This window comes from Ensifer sp. PDNC004, from assembly GCF_016919405.1.
In the GTDB taxonomy this organism is placed as follows: Bacteria; Pseudomonadota; Alphaproteobacteria; order Rhizobiales; family Rhizobiaceae; genus Ensifer.
Window position 1 is genome coordinate 1,126,739 of sequence record NZ_CP070352.1, and the last position, 19,944, is coordinate 1,146,682.

General features: G+C 63.2%; 19 protein-coding genes. 7 read left to right on the forward strand and 12 right to left on the reverse strand.

Going from position 1 to position 19,944, the window contains the following annotated elements; genetic code table 11:
- Positions 1–2: 2 nt before the first annotated feature.
- From JVX98_RS04965 to JVX98_RS04980, 4 genes are read right to left on the reverse strand one after another with little or no spacing between them, the layout of a single operon-like run.
- Positions 3–1,127 carry a P1 family peptidase gene (locus JVX98_RS04965; RefSeq protein WP_205236012.1) on the reverse strand — a complete coding sequence of 375 codons (1,125 nt, stop codon included), beginning with the start codon at positions 1,125–1,127 and terminating at the stop codon, positions 3–5.
- A gap of 2 nt (positions 1,128–1,129) precedes the next feature.
- The gene (locus JVX98_RS04970; protein ID WP_205236013.1) at positions 1,130–1,960 is read right to left on the reverse strand and encodes an ABC transporter permease; all 831 of its coding nucleotides are present in this window, start codon (positions 1,958–1,960) and stop codon (positions 1,130–1,132) included.
- Between the two features lie 7 nt (positions 1,961–1,967).
- On the reverse strand, positions 1,968–2,870 hold the full coding sequence (locus JVX98_RS04975) for an ABC transporter permease (protein WP_205236014.1): 903 nt from the start codon (positions 2,868–2,870) through the stop codon (positions 1,968–1,970).
- A 1-nt stretch (position 2,871) separates the two neighbouring features.
- Positions 2,872–3,966, reverse strand: coding sequence for an ABC transporter ATP-binding protein (locus JVX98_RS04980; protein WP_205236015.1), 1,095 nt, complete (start codon positions 3,964–3,966; stop codon positions 2,872–2,874).
- A gap of 163 nt (positions 3,967–4,129) precedes the next feature.
- Here JVX98_RS04980 and JVX98_RS04985 point away from each other — a divergent pair, with 163 nt between their 5' ends.
- Both JVX98_RS04985 and JVX98_RS04990 read left to right on the forward strand, forming a co-directional pair.
- Entirely contained in the window at positions 4,130–5,209 is a 1,080-nt protein-coding gene (locus JVX98_RS04985) for a spermidine/putrescine ABC transporter substrate-binding protein (RefSeq protein WP_246764803.1), read from the forward strand.
- A gap of 76 nt (positions 5,210–5,285) precedes the next feature.
- Positions 5,286–6,143, forward strand: a complete 858-nt coding sequence (locus JVX98_RS04990; protein ID WP_113539463.1) for a MurR/RpiR family transcriptional regulator — start codon at positions 5,286–5,288, stop codon at positions 6,141–6,143.
- A gap of 15 nt (positions 6,144–6,158) precedes the next feature.
- On the opposite strand, the gene JVX98_RS04995 is transcribed toward JVX98_RS04990, so the two are convergent.
- From JVX98_RS04995 to JVX98_RS05020, 6 genes are all read right to left on the reverse strand, one after another.
- The gene (locus JVX98_RS04995; protein WP_205236016.1) at positions 6,159–7,457 is read right to left on the reverse strand and encodes an amidohydrolase family protein; all 1,299 of its coding nucleotides are present in this window, start codon (positions 7,455–7,457) and stop codon (positions 6,159–6,161) included.
- A gap of 45 nt (positions 7,458–7,502) precedes the next feature.
- Positions 7,503–8,462 carry a GlxA family transcriptional regulator gene (locus JVX98_RS05000; RefSeq protein ID WP_205236017.1) on the reverse strand — a complete coding sequence of 320 codons (960 nt, stop codon included), beginning with the start codon at positions 8,460–8,462 and terminating at the stop codon, positions 7,503–7,505.
- Entirely contained in the window at positions 8,462–9,457 is a 996-nt protein-coding gene (locus JVX98_RS05005) for an SLAC1 anion channel family protein (RefSeq protein WP_205236018.1), read from the reverse strand. The genes JVX98_RS05000 and JVX98_RS05005 overlap by 1 nt, the downstream gene beginning before the upstream one ends.
- Positions 9,458–9,614: 157 nt before the next feature.
- A complete protein-coding gene (locus JVX98_RS05010; RefSeq protein WP_205236995.1) occupies positions 9,615–10,376 on the reverse strand; it encodes a sulfite exporter TauE/SafE family protein in 762 nt (253 codons plus the stop codon).
- A 28-nt stretch (positions 10,377–10,404) separates the two neighbouring features.
- Positions 10,405–11,280 carry an MBL fold metallo-hydrolase gene (locus JVX98_RS05015; RefSeq protein ID WP_192451130.1) on the reverse strand — a complete coding sequence of 292 codons (876 nt, stop codon included), beginning with the start codon at positions 11,278–11,280 and terminating at the stop codon, positions 10,405–10,407.
- Positions 11,273–12,769 (reverse strand): aminotransferase class V-fold PLP-dependent enzyme, encoded by a 1,497-nt coding sequence (locus JVX98_RS05020; protein ID WP_205236019.1) that lies wholly within the window; start codon positions 12,767–12,769, stop codon positions 11,273–11,275. Before JVX98_RS05020 ends, JVX98_RS05015 begins: the two co-directional genes overlap by 8 nt.
- A gap of 100 nt (positions 12,770–12,869) precedes the next feature.
- Here JVX98_RS05020 and JVX98_RS05025 point away from each other — a divergent pair, with 100 nt between their 5' ends.
- A complete protein-coding gene (locus JVX98_RS05025; protein ID WP_043614014.1) occupies positions 12,870–13,352 on the forward strand; it encodes an Lrp/AsnC family transcriptional regulator in 483 nt (160 codons plus the stop codon).
- A gap of 31 nt (positions 13,353–13,383) precedes the next feature.
- Here JVX98_RS05025 and JVX98_RS05030 read toward each other — a convergent pair whose 3' ends face one another.
- Positions 13,384–14,076: an RraA family protein gene (locus JVX98_RS05030; RefSeq protein WP_205236020.1), complete on the reverse strand. Its 693-nt coding sequence runs from the start codon at positions 14,074–14,076 to the stop codon at positions 13,384–13,386.
- An 8-nt stretch (positions 14,077–14,084) separates the two neighbouring features.
- Positions 14,085–15,275, reverse strand: a complete 1,191-nt coding sequence (gene uxuA / locus JVX98_RS05035; protein WP_205236996.1) for a mannonate dehydratase — start codon at positions 15,273–15,275, stop codon at positions 14,085–14,087.
- Positions 15,276–15,476: 201 nt separating this feature from the next.
- Between uxuA and JVX98_RS05040 the strand changes: the two genes are divergently transcribed.
- The 4 genes from JVX98_RS05040 to JVX98_RS05055 all read left to right on the forward strand — a co-directional run bounded on the left by JVX98_RS05040 (position 15,477) and on the right by JVX98_RS05055 (position 19,900).
- Positions 15,477–16,220 (forward strand): FadR/GntR family transcriptional regulator, encoded by a 744-nt coding sequence (locus tag JVX98_RS05040; protein WP_205236021.1) that lies wholly within the window; start codon positions 15,477–15,479, stop codon positions 16,218–16,220.
- Between the two features lie 112 nt (positions 16,221–16,332).
- Positions 16,333–17,292 (forward strand): substrate-binding domain-containing protein, encoded by a 960-nt coding sequence (locus JVX98_RS05045; protein ID WP_052201675.1) that lies wholly within the window; start codon positions 16,333–16,335, stop codon positions 17,290–17,292.
- 74 nt (positions 17,293–17,366) lie between these two features.
- On the forward strand, positions 17,367–18,911 hold the full coding sequence (locus JVX98_RS05050; protein ID WP_205236022.1) for a sugar ABC transporter ATP-binding protein: 1,545 nt from the start codon (positions 17,367–17,369) through the stop codon (positions 18,909–18,911).
- Entirely contained in the window at positions 18,908–19,900 is a 993-nt protein-coding gene (locus JVX98_RS05055) for an ABC transporter permease (protein ID WP_052201674.1), read from the forward strand. Before JVX98_RS05050 ends, JVX98_RS05055 begins: the two co-directional genes overlap by 4 nt.
- Positions 19,901–19,944: the final 44 nt, after the last annotated feature.

The window sequence follows — 19,944 nt, forward strand, 5'->3', positions numbered from 1 at the left end:
GGTTATCGGCCATAAGCCCGCATCAGCTCCATCAGCGGTTCGTGCCGGATGGCCTGAATCTTGAAGCGATCATGGGCCGTGCCGCCGGAATCCTCAGCTGCGATCATCGCATTCACCACCGCCTCCTCGACGCTGTCGACGGTCGCGAGGTAGACAGGATCGAGCAATTCGTCGTTGACGATTTCGAGCGACAGACGCGGCGGCGCCTTATGCGCCATCGGCTGGGTGTTGGCGGTCGAGAAGGCGAGAAAGATGTCGCCGGAATTGTTGCCGCCGGGCGTGCCGTTGCGGCCGATGCCGATCGCCGCGCGGCGCGCCAGACGCTTCAACTGATGCGGCGCCATCGGCAGGTCGGTGGCGATGACGACGATGATCGAGCCGCGCTCCTGCATCTGGCTCTGCGGCGTGCCGTCGCGCATGTGCTCGCCGACCGGAACGCCGCGGATCGTCAGCCAGTCGCGCTGGCCGTGATTGGCCTGGACCAGCGTGCCGATCGTGTAGTCGCGTCCGCCGAACGCGACGACGCGGGACGCGGTGCCGGTGCCGCCCTTGAAGCCATAGGCGATCATGCCTGTGCCGCCGCCGCAATTGCCCTCCTGGACCGGGCCGGACGTGGCGGCGTCGAGTGCGGCGTGCACGTCCGTTTCGGTGATCGGCTGGCCGTTGATGTCGTTCAAAACGCCGTCATAGGTCTCGGCGACGACAGGCATCAGCCAGAGGAAATCATCGGTGTCGTAGGTCGTGCTGTAGCGTTCCAGCATCCACTTTATGGTGGCGTGATGCGTCATGCCGACCGCGTGGGTGTTGGTGATCATCACGGGTCCGAGGAAGAAACCGCCGTCCTCGATCCAGTGGGTGCCGGTCATCTCGCCATTGCCGTTGAAGCGGTGCACGCCGGCATAAACCGGGACCGGCGTTTCCGATCCGGCATGCGGCAGGATGGCGGTGACGCCGGTGCGCACCGGACGCTTTCGGCCGGGCCGCGGCGTCTGTTCCTCGATGGTGCGGAAACCGACGGCAATGCCTTCGACATCGGTGATGGCGTTGAAGCGGCCGGTGCGGCCGGCAAAGGGCAGGCCGATATCGCGGGCGCGGGCGCTGGAGGGCGTAGAGGTTTTGTCGTTCATGATCATTTCTGCCGGGAGCGAAGGTAAAGGCCGAGCGAGGCGACGACGAAGGAGAAGGTCAGCATCATCACGGCGATGGCGTTGATCTCCGGTTTGATGCCGCGCCGAAGCATGGAGAAGATGAACATCGGCAGCGTCGTGACGTCGACGCCGGCGATGAAATAGGTGATGACGAGATCGTCCATCGAGATGATGAAGGCGAGCAGCGCGCCGCCGACGATCGCCGGAAAGAGTTGCGGCAGCACCACCCGACGAAAGGTCATCCATTCGTTGGCACCGAGATCGGCCGACGCGTGTTCCAGCGTCCGGTCCATGCCGGCAAGGCGCGCCGAGACGACGATGAAAACGTAGGAGATCAGGAAGGTGCACTGGCCGATGATGATCGTCGTCAGGCCGAGCTTGATGCCGGAATTGACAAAGAAGATCAGGAGCGCGATGCCGAGCACGATATCCGGCATCAACATCGGCATGAACATCACCACCCGGTAGAAGCGCTGGCCGACGAATTCGAAGCGATAGAGGGCAATCGCGATCGCCGTGCCGAAGATGGTCGCAATCGCGGTGGTCGAGGCGGCAATGACGAGGCTGTTCCACACCGCCTGAAGCAACTGCCCGGTCGATTCGATGTAGAGCGCGCTTTCTGAGACCTTGGTCTTGAAGCCGAGAACCTGGGCGTACCATTCGGTGGTGAAGCCCGTCCAGGTCATCATGTTCACCGGATTGGCATTGAACGAATAGACGGCGATGACCACGAGCGGGATATAGATGAAGGCGAAGAACAGGCCGGTGTAGGCAAGCAGGCCACTGGCAAAAAGGGATCGAGCGATCTTCATGTGCGCCTCACCGTGCCAGCGCCGCGGCGGCAGCGCTGCGCCGTCCGGAGATGACCACTTGGGCGATCATCATGATCAGCATGACGCTCATCACCATCATCGCCAGCGCCGCACCGAAGGGCCAGTTGCGGGCAGCGAGAAACTGCTGCTCGATGAGGTTGCCGAACATCATCACCTTGGCGCCGCCAAGCACCGCCGGCACGACGAAGTTGCCGAGCGCCGGGATGAAGACGATGACGGCGCCACCGGCGATGCCGGGTGCGGTCAGGGGCAGAATCACGCGCCAGAATGTGCGCACCGGACCGGCGCCGAGATCGAGCGAGGCGCGCACCAGCGTCCAGTCGAGCTTTTCGACGCTCGCATAGACCGGCATGAACATGAAGGGAATGAACACATAGGTCATGCCGAGAATGATCGCGCCCTGGGTATAGATCAGGTCGAGCGGCCTTTCGATCAGCCCCGTGGATAGAAGCACCTCGTTGACGAGACCGGTCTGGCGCAGGATCAGCACCCAGACGAAGAGCCGCACGATCAGGCTGGTGAAGAAGGGCAGCGTGATCAGGAACAGGCAGAAATTCTTCCAGCGCTCGGAGAGCCGGGCGATGCAGAAGGCCGCGGGGTAGCAGACGAGAAGGGTCGCAAGCACCGTCAGTGCGGCGATCTCGATCGAGCGCAGGAAGATCGCGATGTAGATCGGATCGAATTCCTCGAACATCGGATCGGCAAAGCCGAGAATGCGGCCGAAATTATGCGGATAGAAGGTCCATTCCACGCCGCCATAAAGGCCGGGCGCGAGGAAGCTTGTCACGATCATGATCGCGAGTGGCCCGAGGAAGAAGACGGCGAGGAAGGCCGAGACGGGCCCGAGCAGGAGCGCAAGCTGGAAGCGGCGGCGACTGGCGATCGTCATCTTACGCCACCCCCGTGTTTGCGCCGATCAGGTGCACGGCCGCGGGGTCGTAGGCGAGCCGCGCCTTGCGGGTCTGCTCGACCGTGCCGACGAGATTGCGGCGGTTGGCCGGGATCTCGGCAACGACCTTGCGGCCCTCGGCGGTGCGGCCGAACAGCTCGAAGGTGGACCCGACGAAGACGATCTGGTCGAGATCGACGTCGATCGTCGGGAAGGGGGCGTTGTCCTCGGCGAGGAAAAACTGTTCCGGCCGGATCAGCGCCGTCGCCTCTGTCGAGATTTTCCGCTCGCAGGGCCGGTGGCGGATCGCCATGCCGTCAGCCGTCATCAGCCGGTCGCCGTCGAGCCTGCCTTCGAACAGATTGCTGGCGCCGATGAAGGTGGCAACGAAAGTGTTGACCGGATGGTCGTAGATGGCGCGCGGTGTATCGAGCTGCTGGATGCGCCCGCCTGACAGCACCGCGACGCGATCCGACATCGTCAGCGCTTCCTGCTGGTCGTGGGTGACGAAAATGAAGGAGATGCCGAGCTCGTTCTGCAACGTCTTGAGCTCGATCTGCATGGCCTGGCGCAGGTTCTTGTCGAGCGCCGACAGCGGTTCGTCGAGCAGAAGCAGCTTCGGCCGGGCGATGATCGCGCGGGCGAGCGCCACGCGCTGTTGCTGCCCGCCGGAGAGCTGGCGCGGCTTGCGTGCTTCCATGCCTTCGAGCCCGACCATCTTCAAGGCGGAGGCGACCTTCTCCCGGCGCTGCGGCTTGGCAACGCCTGCAACCTCCAGCGAATAGGCGACGTTTTCGCCGACCGTCATATGCGGAAACAGCGCGTAGTTCTGGAAGACAGTGTTGACCGGGCGACGGTAGGGCGGCCGGTCCGTCATGTCTTCGCCGTCGATCAGGATGGAGCCGCCGTCGAGTTCGACGAAGCCGCTGATCGCCTGCAGCAGAGTGGTCTTGCCGCAACCGGATGGGCCGAGCAAGGTCAGGAACTCGTTGCGGCGGACATCGAGATCTATACGGTCGAGAGCGGTCACGGTGCCGCCTTCCGGAGTGGTAAAGGCCTTGCTCGCCTCCACCAGCCGGACGATGGAATTCTGCATACTTCTGTTCCCCAAAATGTTATGCAAATAACGCTTGTGCGTTTTCGATATATGGATACCATTTGCCTATCGGAGTCAACGGCCACGAGAAGCCGTGATCCGTAAGCGGCCGGTCAAGGTCGTGTCAGGCCGTCCGGCCAGAAACCATCAGAGGAGAATTTCAATGACGACGACAAACGGGACGACCCGCGGAGGCAGGAGAGCTTTCGCGACCCGTGCACGCACAGTGGCACTTTCCCTGGCGACGCTGACAGCCCTTTTCGGCACGTCGCAGGCGGCCGAGCTCAACATCTACAACTGGGGCGAATACATCAATCCGGCCGTGCTGAAGAAGTTCGAGGAGGAGACTAAGATCAAGGTCAACCTCTCGACCTATTCCTCCAACGAGGAAATGCTGGCGAAGATCCAGGGCGGCGCCACGGGCTATGACATCGTCTTTCCGTCGGTGCACATGCAGGACATCATGGCCAAGCTCGACCTGCTGGAAAAGACCGACATCAACACTTACGAGGGCTTCAAGAACATCGACCCCACGTTCCTTCGTGCCAAGAGCGACCCGAAGGGCGAATATTGCCTGCCCTATGCCTTCGGCACGGTCGGCATCCTCTATAACCGCACACTGCTCGGCAAGGACGTAACCGGCTGGCGCGACCTGATCGAGACGGTGAAGGCCAAAGGCCTGAAGTTCACGCTGCTCGACGACATGCGCGAGGTGCTGTCGGTCGGCCTGATCCTCAACGGCCACAAGGTCAACTCCACCGATCCGGCGGAACTGCAGCAGGCAGCCGATACGATCATCGCCATGAAGCCCGAAGTCGCCGCCTTCACCTATGACACCCGTCCAATGGTGGCGGCCGGCGACGTGGCGGCCGGCCACTTCTTCGTCGGCTCGATGGTCGACGTCTTCGGCAATCCGAAGGATCTCGGCTACGTGATCCCGGAGGAAGGCGCGACGATGTATCAGGAGGATATCTGCGTCCTGAAGACCGCGCCGAACAAGGAGAACGCCGTCAAGTTCATGCAGTTCTACACGCGCCCCGAAGTGGCTGCACTCAACATCGAGCAGCAGACGAACGGCACCGCCAACGTCCCGGCGCGGCAATTGACCCCCGAGCAGATCAAGAATAGCAAAGAAATCAATCCGCCGCCGGAAACCATGCAGAAGCTGCAGATTTTCGAAGATCTCGGCCCCGGCGTGCGCCAGCTCGATCGGGTCTGGACGAAGGTGAAGACGGCGCAATAAACAGGCGATGCGACGGAGCGGGGTGTGCGGCGAAGCCTTGCCGGCATCCCGCTTTGATCATGCAAGGGGAGGGGACGTGGCACAGCGAATCCTGAAGCTGGTGCGCAGCGACGAGCTCAGACGCTCGAAATCGGACAAGCTCATCGCCAATTACATCGAGCGAAATCTCGCCGACATTCCCTTCGAGACGGCGCGCTCGATCGCGACCCGGCTCGAGGTCTCACCGATGACGGTCGGGCGCTATCTCCGGCGCATGGGCTTCGACGGTCTCGACGAGCTGAAGCTGGAGCTTCGGCGCGACGGCTCCAACAATCCGGCCTGGCAGGTGAAGGGATCGGTCGGCCGGCTGCGCGACGACAATCGCGAAGGCAAGCTGCTTGCCGGTCTTATCCAGCAGCAGATCGACAATCTCGGCATGATCTATGAGCTGACGACCGCGCCGGAATGGCAGCAGGCGATCGACGCGTTGATCTCTGCCAGCGAGGTCTATGTCGCGGCCTATCAGAACGTGCGCGGCATCGCGCAATATTTCGCCAGCCAGCTTTCCTATACCCGGTCGCGGGTGCAGTTCGTCGACGGCCTCAACGGCACCTATGCCGAGCTGCTCGACGGCTCCGTCGAGGGTCGGGTGCTGTTTCTGCACGACGTGCGCCGGTTTGCCGCCAAGGCGCGGCCCTTGGCGGAGGAGGCGCGCCGGGCCGGCGTCAAGGTTATACTCTTCACCGACGAGTTCTGCCCTTGGGCGCCCGAGGTTTCCGACATCTGCCTCATCGTGCCCGGTTCCCATGGTCCGCTCTGGGATGGGGCTGCGACGACGGTCGCGGTCATGGACCTGCTCTTGAGCAACGTCATCGTCGTGCTCGGCGACGAGGTCGGCGAGCGTGTCGCCCAGCTGACCCGGCTACAGAACGTCTTCGGCGACTTCGAGGATTGACGCCGCAGCCTCCGCTCAGGGCGTCGGCGCCTGCGGGATGTAGTCGAGCCCGATATCGATCGAGGCCGGGCGACCGTCGAGGAAGAGTTCGCCGATGCGCGGCGCTGTCCGTGCGATGACCTTGCCGGCCCTGATAACGGCGAGCCGGTTCGGCTTCAGCCTAAGGGCCTCGCTGACATCGGCCGCCTGCAACAGGACGAGGTCGGCCTTACAGCCGACATCGAGCCCATAGCCTTCGAGACCCATGGTCCTTGCCGAGTTCACGGTGATCGCATCGAAGATCTTCCGCTTGTCCTCGATGCCGCCCATCTGCGTCACATGGATGGCCATGTGGGCTACTTCCAGCATGTCGCCCGATCCCATCGAGTACCAGGGATCCATGACGCAGTCGTGCCCGAAGGAGACGTTGAGGCCGGCCGCCATCAACTCCTTCACCCGCGTCATGCCGCGGCGCTTGGGATAGGTGTCGTGGCGTCCCTGCAGCATGATGTTGATCAGCGGATTGGGGATCACGTTGATCTTGGCCTCCGCCATCAGCGGAATGAGTTTGGAGACGTAGTAGTTGTCCATGGAATGCATCGAGGTCAGATGCGAGCCGGCGACGCGGCCTTGAAGACCGAAGCGGACCGTCTCAGCCGCCAGCGTCTCGATGTGGCGCGACATCGGATCGTCGGTCTCGTCGCAATGCATGTCGACCGGCAGGCCGCGGTCGGCGGCGATCCGGCAAAGCGCTTCCACCGAGCGGGCGCCGTCCTCCATCGTGCGCTCGAAATGCGGAATGCCGCCGACGATGCCGATGCCCATGTCGAGCGCGCGGTTCAGTGACGCCACTCCTTCAGGCGCGCGAAAATAGCCGTCCTGCGGGAAGGCGACGAGCTGCAGGTCGATATAGGGTGCGACCGTCTCCTTCACCTCCAGCAGTGCCTCGGCCGTCACCAGCCGCGGGTCGGACGTGTCGACGTGGCTGCGGATGGCAAGCAGACCCTGGCTGACGGCGAGGTCGCAGTAGCGCAGCGCCCGCTCGATCAGCGCCTCCTTGGTCAACATCGGGCGCAGCTCGCCCCAGAGCGCGATGCCTTCCAGTAGCGTGCCGGAGACGTTCATGCGCGGCAGCCCGAGCGACAACGTCGCGTCCATGTGGAAATGCGGGTCGCAGAAGGGCGGGCTGAGCAGGCGGCCGCTGGCGTTGATCTCTTCGCCTGCTGTCGCGGCAAGTGCCTTTTCGATCGCTGCGATCTTGCCGCCCTTGAGGCCGACATCGAAACCTCGCCGTCCGTCCGGAAGGTTGGCATTGCGGATAATCAGATCGAACATGCTGGTTTCTCCGGTGGCGGTAACGGCGCGGGCCTTGAGCGAGGCTTAGGAGCCGAAGCTCTTTCGATAAGCCGCCGGCGACGTGCCGAATCGACGAACGAAGGAACGACGGAAGGCGATATCGTCATGGAACCCGATATCGGTCGCAATCTTTTTGAGCGGGATGCTGGTGTCTTCGGCCAGCCTGCGCCCGGCCTCAAGCCGCATGCTCTCAACATAGTCAGCCGGCGTCATGCCCACCTCCTGCTTGAATTGCCTGGAGAAGTTTCGCTCGCTCATGCCGGTGCGCCTGGCGATCGCCCCGACACCGAGATCGGCAGAGAGGTTGTCGGCAATGTAGTCCTGCGCCGCGCGAATAGGGGTCTTCTGCGCAAGCTGGCCGGCAAGGAGCGTGCTGAACTGGGTCTGGCCGCCGGGTCGCTTGAGGAAGACAACAAGTTCCCGCGCTACTTTCAAGGCGATGTGCAGGCCGAGATCCTTTTCGACGATGGCAAGTGCGAGGTCGATGCCGGCTGTCACGCCCGCCGAGGTCCAGACATTGCCGTCCTTGGTAAAGATGCGGTTGGGCTCGAGCTTCACCTCCGGAAAGCGCTTGCCGAATTCCGCCGCTTGCGACCAATGCGTCGTCGCCCGCCTGCCGTTCAACAGGCCCGCTTCGCCGAGCACGAAGGCGCCGGAGCATACCGATCCGAAGCGACTGGCACGGGCGGATGCGTCTTTCACCCAAGTCAGAAGCGATATCGGAAGCGGTCGTTTGTGAATGAGCGGGTCCCCGGCAACCAGCAGTGTATCGATGTCGGCAATGCCGTCATCCATCGCACGGTCGGGAAGGAGGGTCAGCCCGGAAGACCCACGCACCGGGGCGGTGGAGGCGCTGACTACCTCCACCGAATAATGGTCGGTGCCACTCTGACGGTTGGCCTCCGCGAACACGTCCGAAGGGCCGATAACGTCGAGGAGCTGGACGCCCTGCATTGCGACGATCGCGACTTTGTGAACGGCCATCAGCGAACCTCGAACAATCTGCCGGTGAGGATGATGCTGATCGTCCGATAGAAGACAACCGCAATCGCGCCAGCCAGAAACAGAAAGAACAGTCCAGCCAGCGCGGTGAGGACGGTGCTCTCGGCAGACGCAGCATACCGGAAGAAGGCGATCGAGAGCGCAGCAAGCGGAAAGCTGATCGCCCACCAGGCGACGCTGAAGGGGACATGGGAGCGGAATACCATCGGCGACAGGACGAGCATCAGAAACAGCGCGAAGTAGAAAAGGACCGTGGCGAAGAGATCGACCGAACCCGTGACATTGGTATAGGCGAGGAAGCCGACGGCAAAGGGGGCGACCAGAACCATGAGAGACGGCCGAGCCAGCGCCGGAAGCGGATCTTCATGGCGCAACCGCGAGAAGATCAGCGCAATGAAGACTGCGGCGATGACGCTGCCGACCGAGAAGGCAAGCATGTTGACCTCATGTGCCCAGGCGAACGGCATGGCGTGGCCGGTAACGGCGATATCCAGAGTGGCGACACCGGGGATGAGCAGCGGCGGCAGCGTCGTATCGCGCGACTGTTGCCGGCCGAGGAAGCCCCTGGCGACGACATAAGCGAGGGCGAAGGTCAGCGCCGACGCAGCCGTCCAGACGACTTCTGACAGCAGCGGGCTATAGCGGTTCAGAAAAGCTGACTGCAGAAGCAAGCCGATTGCGACCGTTGCGAAGAAGTTGCTTTGAACCGGATGGGCGAATTCGGCGGCGACCGAGGCCGGATGGCGGTGCCACTTGAAAGCGTAGCCGAGCGCAAGGCTTAGAAAGATCGAAGTCCCGAGCCAGCCGACATATTCGCCGGGAAGGGCCGGCAGACCGATCGTCCTGGTGGCTTCGCGCCAGGCGAGGCTCAGGCCGGTTACGCCCATTACCGAGGCGAACAGGTTGATCGGAAGCTGCGAGATCGACCTGCGGGTCAACGGCGTGCTGTTCGAGAGGTCCATGGATTGAACGGTCATTGGATTATTCCTGTCCGAAAGAGTGCTGACAGGATTAAAACACGCCACGCCGTTGTCTTGAATGATCCAGATAGTACGATTCCGGACTCGCTGCGTATGTTTCCGGCCAAGGACCGATCAGTCGCGCCGTCATATGGATTGCGGACGGCGAAGCCGGTCACACGGCTCCGTAGCTGCGCCAGAGAACGTAAAGGCTGACGGAAAAGATGATCGCACGGAAAATCTTGGTCAACGTATCGCGCTGGGTCGAAAGCTGCGTCGAAACGATCGTGCCGATCACGCCACCCGCGACGCCACCCAGGATGAAGTAGCCGGCGATGCGCCAATCCACCAATCCAGAGGCGGCATAGTTGATCGCGGTCGTCAGGCCGAAGGTGCCGACAGCAAGCAGCGACGTGCCCACAGCGTTGATGAGCGGCATGCCGGTCGCAAGCAGCAGTCCGGGAACGATGAGGAAACCGCCGCCGATGCCGAAGAAGCCGGAACAGGTGCCGGTCAGAAGCGCCGTCAGGCCGGTCTTGCCGTGTGTGCCGAGAGAAAGCGACTGCGGTGTCGCCGCCGTGTCGCATTTGACTTTCCGCATGGCGAAGCTGATGAACATCATCACCAGGCCGAAGAGAAACAGCAATCGCTGGCCGTCGATCAGCTTGCCGAGGCTGGAGCCGAAAAACGCCCCGAGCGAACCGGCGACCGTGAAGATCAGCGCGCAGCGCCACCAGAGATGGCCGCGAAGTGCGTGGCTGATGAGGTTGAGATAGGCGTTGGCGGATACCGCAAGCGCGCCGGTGCCAAGCGCCGTGTGCACGTCGCGGATGCCGACCACATAGATCAGGAGCGGTGTCGCCAGGATCGAGCCGCCGCCGCCGATCAGGCCGAGCGTGAAACCGGTGAGAGAACCGGAGCCGATCGCAAGCAACATCTGCTGGAAGGGATCCACCACGATGCCGCTACCCCCAGACCGAGCCGGGGAGCGCGTCGAGCGGGATCTTCAGATAGCGCCGACCGTTGTCTTCCGGCGCCGGCAGCTCGCCGCCGCGCACGTTCACCTGCAGCGCGTGCAGGATGAGCTTCGGCATCGGCAGGGTGCGGTCGCGTGCCTCGCGCAGGCCGACGAAATCGGCCTCGGTCTTGCCGGCCACATGCGGGTTCGTGGATTTCTGCTCGGCGACCGTGCTTTCCCAGCGCGCCTCCCGGCCGCCGGGGCAATAGTCGTGACCGGTGAAGAGCCGGGTTTCATCGGGCAGCGCCAGAATGGCCTGGATCGATCGCCAAAGATCGGCAGCGCTTCCACCCGGAAAATCGGCGCGGGCCGAGCCGCTGTCTGGCATGAACAGCGTGTCATGGATGAAGGCGGCATCGCCGATCACGTAAGAGATCGAGGCGAGCGTATGTCCCGGCGAATGCATCACGTGGGCCTTGAGTTCGCCGATCTGGAACATGTCGCCGTCGGCAAACACCCGGTCCCATTGCGAGCCGTCGCAGGCGAAGTCCGGCCAGTTGTAGATCGCCTTCCAGATCCGCTGCACGCCCTTCACATGTTCGCCGATACCAGTCGGCGCGCCGGTCTTCGCCTTGAGGTAGCGCGCGGCCGAGAAATGGTCGGCGTGCGGGTGGGTGTCGAGGATCCATTCGACGGAGAGGTTCTTGGCGGCGATATGGTCGAGGATCGCGTCGGCGTTGCGCGTGGCGGTCGAGCCCGATTTTTCGTCGAAGTCCAGCACCGGATCGATGATTGCGCATTTGCCGGTCGCCGGGTCGGCGACGACATATTGGATGCTGCCGGTGCGGGGATCGTAAAAGCCGGTCACATCGGGCTTATGCATAGGCGAGGGCCTCTTCAGCCGCGGCGCAGGGGAAGAAGATCGCGCGGGCGGGGTCAAAATCGTAGTCGGCTTCGAAGCTCGGCGCGTCGGCGGCCAGCTGCATGACGCAATCGAGGATGTATTTCACCTTGTCTTCCGAAAGCAGCACGCTGAAGTTCAGCCGGGTGAAGCCCGGCTTCTCGATTTCCTCGCCGGCAAGGATCGCCTGGCGGATCTGTTCGGAGTGCGCGGCATCGATCGACAGCAGCCGGTGCACGTAAGGTCCGGCGCAGGCGCAGCCGCCGCGCGCCTGAATGCCGAAGCGGTCGCTCAGCATGCGGGTGACGAGCTGCTGGTGGACGTAGCCGCCCTTGCCGTTCTTGATGCGGAACGAAAAGATCGGCAGACGGTCCGGTTCCTGCAGGCCGAGCAGCTCCAGTTGCGGAATGGCCTTCCAGGCGGCAAACGCCTGCTCCGCCAGTTCGCGGTTGCGCCGCTCCATGTTCTCAAGGCCGATGGCGTGCTTGACGATAAAGGCGAGCGCCGCCCGGATGTCGCCGACGACATTCGGCGTTCCGGCCTCTTCGCGGGCTTCGATGTTGGCGCTGTAGTCGTGCGTATCCGGCGAAACGAATTTCACCGTGCCGCCGCCCGGCCAGGTCGGCTTGTCCGTCGTGACGCTGTCGCGGCGAACGATAAGGATGCCGGAAGCGCCCGGCCCGCCGATGAACTTGTGCGGCGAAACGACGATGGCGTCGATTTCGGCACCGGACGCAGGGCACATGGCGATCGGAACATAGGGGCCGGCGCCGGCATAGTCCCAGATCATCTTCGCGCCGGCGGCCTTGACCATGCGGGTGATCGCGGCCACGTCGCTGGTGATGCCGGTGATGTTCGAGCCGGCCGAAAGCGTACAGACCATCAGCTCGGGCGAACCGGCATTCAGCGCTTCGCGAAGCTCCGTGAGGTCGGGTCCGCCCGCCGGGCACTCGGCGATCTCGACGATCTCAGCGCCGCTTTCGCGCCAGGGCAGAATGTTGGAGTGGTGCTCGTAGGGGCCGATGATGACGCGGACGGTCTTGCCGGCGGCAACCGCGTCGGTAACGCCGACGAGCTTGACCAGCCGGTTGATACCGGAGGTCGCACCGGAGCCGGTGAAGATCACGGCGTGGTCGGCCGTGGCGCCACAGAACTCACCGATCAGCGCCCGTGCTTCCCGCCGCATCCGGGTCATGAAGCCCCCGCAATAGGAGGCTTCCGTGTGGCTGTTGGCGTAGTAGGGCAGGACCTCTTCAAGCACGAAATCCTCGATCACCCGCAACGCGCGCCCGGAGGCGACATAGTCGGCATAAACCAGTGCCTTCGTGCCGTAGGGGCCGGCGATCCGCGCCTTCGCTCCGACCAGATCGTCGCGAAGATCGGCGATAAGACCCGGCCGGTTGAGGGATTGGCGGAACCGGGCGAGCGGCGAGAGCGCCTCGCAGGGCTGGTGGACGGCGGGCACGATCATCGCGCTTACTCCTCGGAGCGGACATTGACAGCAATTCTAATCCCGTCCAGGGTCGAAAACTTCACCTATCTTCTGCGGTTTCATCGAGGAATTGTGTCAAATGATCGAATCTTCGTTCAAAATCGATGCGTTCGATCTGAACATTCTTACCGCATTGCAAAAAGATTCGTCGCTGTCGCAGCGGGATCTGGCCGAGAAGGTCGGCCTGTCGCAAAACGCCTGCTGGCGCCGTCTGCAGCGCCTGCAGGCGATCGGCGTGATCCGGGGCTCGCACGCGGACATCGATCTTGACGTTTTGGGGCTGGATCTCACCGTGTTCGTGATGATCCGCACGCGCCATCATTCCAAGGAATGGAGCGACGGTTTCCGCCAGCATGTCGAGCGACTGCCGGAGGTGATCGATTTCTATCGCATCGGCGGGGATTGGGATTATCTGATCAAGGTGGTGACGCGCGGCATGCGCGGCTATGACGGCTTCTACCAGAAGCTCATCACCAATTTCGACCTCGCCACGGTCACCGGCTTTTTCTCGATGGAGGCGATCATCAATAGCCGCCCGGTGGATTTGAGCCGATTGAAGTGAGGCGCCGGGGTGCGGGCGCCTCATCCTGTGCTTACATCACACCGAAGCGCTCGAACGCCTCGACGGTGCTCATGCCGGCCTCGATGGCGAGCCGCACCTTGTTTTCGGTCTCGGCCTTTTCCAGCGCCAAGGCGATCGCCTCGCGCCCCGCCTCTTTCGGGATGACGAGCACGCCGTCGCGGTCGCCGAAAAGGATGTCGCCCGGCCGAATGCGGATGCCGCCGATCTCGATCGGGATATGGTAGTCGACGACCTTGCCGCGCGGTCCCTGGTCCTGGGCATAGGAGCCGTAGCAGAAGGTGGGGAAATCGAGCGCGAGAATGCCGGCGCTGTCGCGGCAATAGCCGTCGCAGATTGCGCCGGCCGCCTTCAGTTTCATGGCCCGCGTCGACATCAGTTCGCCCCAGACGGCGTATCGCGGCGACGAGCCGGAGCAGACATAGATCTCGTTTTCCTTCAGGCTGTCGAGCGCATGGAACATCAGGCCAAAGGGCTTGGCGCTGAATTCCGAATGACCGCCGGCCTCCGCCGTCGCGAAGAAATCCGCTTCAAGCACGGGCATCGCGCGGCCCACGGCGACCATGTCGTCGCGCAGCGCCTTGATCTGCGGCGGCAGGAACTGGTGCTGCAAGCCCATCGTGTCGAGAATGTCGCCAACCACGGCCGTGAACAGCCTGCTGCGCATGGCGGCAAAGAGTTGGGTATCGTCTTCAAAATGTTTCATGTCTTCCCTCAAGCCTTATGCGCCATGGCGGTCGCGATGCCCTGCATGACGCCTCTGATTTCTGCGAGACCCTTCAAGCGCCCGATCAGCGAATAGCCGGGGTTGATGCGCTCCTTGCCGATGTCGTCGGCAAGCAGATGCCCGTGGTCGGGCCGAAGCGGGATCTGCCAGTCGGTGCGCCCCTCGCGGACGCGGCGCTCCTGTTCCTCCATCAGCGCGAGGATCACCGCGGGCATGTCGCTCGATCCGCCAAGATGGTCGGCCTCGTAGAATGAGCCGTCCTCTTCGCGCCGGACGTTGCGCAGATGGGCGAAATGGATGCGCGGACCGAATTCGCGCACCATGGCCGGCAGGTCGTTATCCGCGCGCGTGCCGTAGGAGCCGGTGCAGAAAGTGATGCCGTTGGCGGGACTGTCGACGGCTGAGAGAATGCGCCTGACGTCGGCCGGCGTGGAGACGATGCGCGGTAGGCCATAGAGGGAAAAGGCGGGGTCGTCGGGATGAATGCAGAGCCGGATACCGACTTCTTCGGCGACCGGCACGATCTCCTTGAGGAAGCGCGCCAGGTTGTCATGCAGCGCGTCGGCGGTGACGCCGTCATATTCCGAGAGGGCAGCGAGGAAGCTTGCCCGGTTGAACTGGCGCTCGGTTGCCGGAAGGCCGGCGATCAGATTGCGTTCGATCCGGTCGATTTTCGCCTGGTCCATCTCATCGAAGCGCTGACGGGCGACGAAGATCTGCCGCTCGGAATAGCTGTCCTCGACGCGCGGACGCTTCAGCACGAAGAGATCGTAGGCGGCAAAGTCGACGGCGTCGAAGCGCAGTGCGTAGCCGCCGTTCGGCAGGGGCTGCACTAGCTCCGTGCGCGTCCAGTCGACCACCGGCATGAAATTGTAGCAGACGATCTCGATGCCCGCCCGCGCCAGGGCGCGAAGCGTGTCCTTGTACCAGCCGATGTAGCGGGCACTGTCCGATGTCGCGAGCTTGATCGAGTTGTGCACCGGAATGCTCTCGACGACGCTCCAGCGCATGCCGGCCGCCTCGATCAGCGCCTTCTGCTTCAGGATCGCCTCATCGGACCAGGGCGAGCCGTCGTAGATATGGTGCAGCGCCGAGACGATCCCCGTGGCGCCTGCCTGCCGGATGTGGCTGAGCGGCACCGGATCGTTTGGCCCATACCAGCGAAAGCACTCTTCCATCATTCTCATGCAGAACTCCTACCCGCTTCCGTGGTTATTGTTGGACCACGCTCGGCAATAATGTCCCATTGGTCCAACAATTCAAGCCTGAAATCGGCGAATTTGCGCGAAAATCAGTGATTCAGATGAGAGTATCAAATTTTCTCTTGACGGAAACTGTGATCTGGACCAACAAATAAAACATCGCAGGGAGGAGAGCCGGTGAGCAGTTCGGTACGGGAAGATGCACTGTCGGGCGTGGAGGCCGTCGAGCCGGGGAAGACCTCGGCCGTCGATCGCCTTGTCGAGCAGATCCGCGACATGATCTCCGAGCGTGGCCTTGGTGTCGGCGACGCGTTGCCGACCGAGCGTGATCTTGGCGAGCAGTTCCAGGCGGGCCGCAACACCGTGCGCGAGGCGCTGCAGGTTCTGCGCGCCTATGGCATGGTCGAGACCCGCCCGAAGGTGGGTGCCGTCATCAGCGGCGGCCACGGCGAGGCGATCCGTCGCCTCTTTGCCTTCCACAACGGTATCTCGCCGGACTCGTTTCATGACCTGCAGGGCTTCCGTCGTATCATCGAGACCGGTGTCGGCGAACACATCATCCTGACGGCCAGCGACGCCGATTTCGACCGGCTGGATGCGATCAATGCCCGCATTCTGGAGGCCGAGAGCGTCGAGGCGGCCGCACAGTGCGACTATGAGTTCCACTCGGCGATCGTCGAACTCTCGGGCAACCGCACGACGCTTGCCGCCTATCACATGCTGCGTTCTGTGATCGAGGAGGTCATGCGTCTCGGCAAGGCCGAGCGCCCGGTGCATGCGGCGACCTTCGAGGCGCATGCCGAGATCATTCGGGCGCTGCGGGCGCGCGATCGCATCGCCTATGTCTACCTGATGAGCCGTCATCTGGAGTTCGGCATTCGCTTCGTCGATGCCCCGCCGGGCGGCCTGCAGCCACGATAAGCATTTTGGAGATTGGGTCCGGACCGCGCTTCATGCGGTGCGGGCAGCCATTTGCCGGATTTTCGCCCGTTGGTCCGGCGGCACGAACAGGGCACTTGGGAGGAGAACCAATATGAGCAACATGAAACGTCTGGCGCTTGCCGCACTTCTTGCCACCGTCAGCTTCGCGCCGGGTGCGGCCTTTGCCGGCGGCAAGGCGATCGCCGGCATCGTCTTCCAGCAGGACCAGTATTTCCGCGGCATCCAGATCGGCATGGAAAAGGCGGCGGAAGCCGCCGGTGACGAGCTTCTGGCCGGCAACAGCGACAGCAAGCTGGAGAAGGAAGCGCAGCTGATCGACACCTACATCGCCCGCGGCGTGAACTCGATCGTCGTCGCTCCGCTTTCCGCCGATGCCTCGGTGCCGGCGCTGAAGAAGGCACGTGACGCCGGCATCACCGTCGTCACCTACGGAACCTCGGCCAATGGCGACGTCGCCCAGGCAACGGTGACAAGCTCGGACCGCGATATCGGCATCGGCACCGGCAAGGCCGCGACCGATTTCCTGAAGACGCTCGGCAACGGCGGCAAGGTCAAGATCGGCACGCTCGCCTTCAAGGCACTGCTGCCCGAACAGTCGAACGCCCGCGTCGACGGGTTCCTGAGCGTCGTCAACGATCAGGTCGACATCGTCGCCCAACAGGATGCCTGGCTCGCCGAAAAGGCGCTCGCCGTCGCCAGTGACATGCTGACGGCCAATCCCGATATCCAGGTGATCTATGCGGCCAACGAAGGCGGCACGATCGGTGCGGTCCAGGCGGTGAAGAAGGCTGGTCTTGAAGGCAAGGTCTTCGTTTTCGGCACCGACGGTTCCGAGCAGCTCGCCAACATGCTGCTCAATTCCGACAACGTGCTGCAGGCAACGACGGCGCAGCAGCCGCTCGAGGTCGGCAAGCAGGCGATCGAAGCGGCGCAGAACCTGCTCGACGGCAAGAAGATCGAGACCAAGGTCAACGTGCCGGTGCTGCCTCTGACCCGCGCCGATACGCAGGCCGTCGCCGCCTACAAGGAAGGCCTGAAGGCGCTGAAGTGATTGGGTTCTGACGTGAGCCGAGCGGCGGGTCATCGCGCTCGCCACTCCCTTGTCTTGCACAGCAGGAAATCCGCATGAGCTATCCGCAACCGAGTTCAGCCGCGTTGCAAGGGGTGCAGGGACGGCTGGACTTTCGGGCCGTAACCAAGCGTTACGGCCCGACTGTCGCCCTCTCTGAATTCACCCACAGCTTCGCACCCGGCCAGGTGCATGCCCTGATGGGCAAGAACGGCTCGGGCAAATCGACGCTCGTCAAGCTGCTCGCCGGCGTCACCGAGCCAACATCGGGCACGATCAGCGTCAATGGCGAGGATCGCCATTTCACTTCGCCGCACGACGCCTTTGCCGCCGGCATCGTCACCGTACACCAGGAGCTTTCGCTGGTGCCGGAGCTTTCCGTCGGCGAGAACATCTTTCTCGGCCGTCTGCCGCATCGGCGCCGGGCCGGCTTCAGCGTCGTCGACTGGACGGGCCTGCACAAACGCGCCGGCGAATTGCTTGCCGACATGGGGCTCGCAATCGACTCCCGCCAGCCGGTTTCGGCGCTCAGCGTCGGCCAGCAGCAGGTGGTGGAGATCGTCAAGGCGATGTCCTTTAACCCGTCGATCCTGCTCTTGGACGAGCCGACTTCGGCGCTGGCGTCGCGCGAGGTCAAGCAGCTCTTCACCCTGATCGAGCGGCTGCGCGCCCGCGGCGTGACGATGATCTACATCACCCACCGCATGAGCGAGCTTTTCGAGATCGCCGACACCTGCACGGTGATCCGCGACGGCCACTATATCGGCGCGGTCGAGATGAAGGCGACGACGCCGTCGGCGATCGTCGGCATGATGTTCGGCGATGCCGCCCGTGCGACGCGGCCGCCACGGCGCACACTCGATCGCACCAGGCCGGTGCTCGAAGTGCGCGACCTTAGCCGCTCCGGGCATTTTCAGAATGTTTCTTTCGATCTCTATCCCGGCGAGATTCTCGGCATTGCCGGCCTGCTCGGCGCCGGGCGCACGGAACTGATGCGGGCGATCTTCGGCGCCGACCGGATCGATGGCGGTAGGGTCACATTCGACGGTCGTGACATGACCGGCGCGAGCCCCCGCGACATGCGCAAGGCGGGGCTCGGCTACACGCCGGAAAATCGCAAGGAGGTCGGCCTGGTGCAGTCGCTTTCGACCGCCGACAATCTCTGCATGGCGAGCCTCGGCCCGATCTCCAACAAGGGCTTCATCTCGCGCCGGCGCGAACAGCCGCATGTGCGCCGCCAGATCGCCGATCTGCACATCAAGTGCGGCGATCCGGAACTGCCGGTGTCGTCGCTGTCGGGCGGAAACCAGCAGAAGGTGGTGATCGGCAAGTGGCTGAACCGGCAGCCGTCGGTGATGTTCTTCGACGAGCCGAGCCGCGGCGTCGACGTTCAGGCCAAGCGCCAGATCTTCGACATCATCTGGCAAAAGGCCGCCGACGGCCTCGCCAGCATCTTCGTTTCGACGGAGCTTGAGGAGGTGCTTGAGGTCGCCGACCGCATCCTCGTCATGCACCACGGCGCCGTTGTCGCCGAAGTGGATCCGACGAAAACCGACCTGACCGAACTTTACGGCCTGTGCATGGAAGGGGCCAAGCAATGACACTCGTAAGCCAGACCACGGAAGGCGGCGGGCAGAACACCCCGCTCAAATTCCTGAAAACCTACCCGATGGAGATCATCCTCGCCGCCTTGGTGATTTTCCTGATCTTCGTCGCACCGGGCTTTGCCTCCACCAGCAACGTCTTGAACGTGCTACGCACGGTCTCGATGCTCGGTATCATCGCCTTCGGCATGACGGCTGTGATCATCAGCGGCGAGATCGACCTTTCGGTCGGTGCGGGTGCTGCCCTTGCCGGCTGCATCGTCGCCTGGTTTGCCGATCGCTTCACCGATGTCTTCGGCGACTGGGGCGCGGTCACGGTAGGTTTTGCCGCGGCGTTGCTGCTCGGCTTCTCGCTCGGCTATCTCACCGGCCGCTTTCGGCAGTGGTTCAACGTGCCGACCTTCATCACCACGCTGGCGCTTTTCGCAGCGCTTCGCGGTGTCGCCAATCTGATCACCGGCGGCTTCCCGATGTCGTCTTTCCCGCTCGGCTTCGATTTCCTCGGCGGCGGTTACCTCTTCGGCATCCCGTTCCCGGTCTATATCTTCGCGCTGACCTTTGCGGCCATGCACTTCCTGATGAAGTACACGAGCTTCGGCCGCGAGGTTTACGCGGTCGGCGGCAACATGGAAGCGGCCCGCCTTTCCGGCATCGACATCTGGAAGGTGAAGGCGCTGACGCTGGGCCTGACGGGCGCTCTCACCGCCGTCTCCGGCACGCTGATCGCCTCGCAGATCGGGGCCGGCACCGGGACGACGGCGACCGGCATGGAGCTCGACGTGATTGCGGCCGTGATCATCGGTGGCACCTCGCTCTTCGGCGGCAAGGGCCGCATCTGGGGCACGCTGATCGGGGTGCTGTTCCTTGGCTGCATCTCCAACGGCATGACGCTGATGAATGTCAGCGAATACTGGCAATACGTCGTGCGCGGCGGGATCATCCTCGGCGCCGTGCTCCTGAACCAGGTTCTGGAACGGGTGCGCTGAGACCGGTGCGGGGTGTCCGCATCCCGCGCCCTCTATGAGTAACG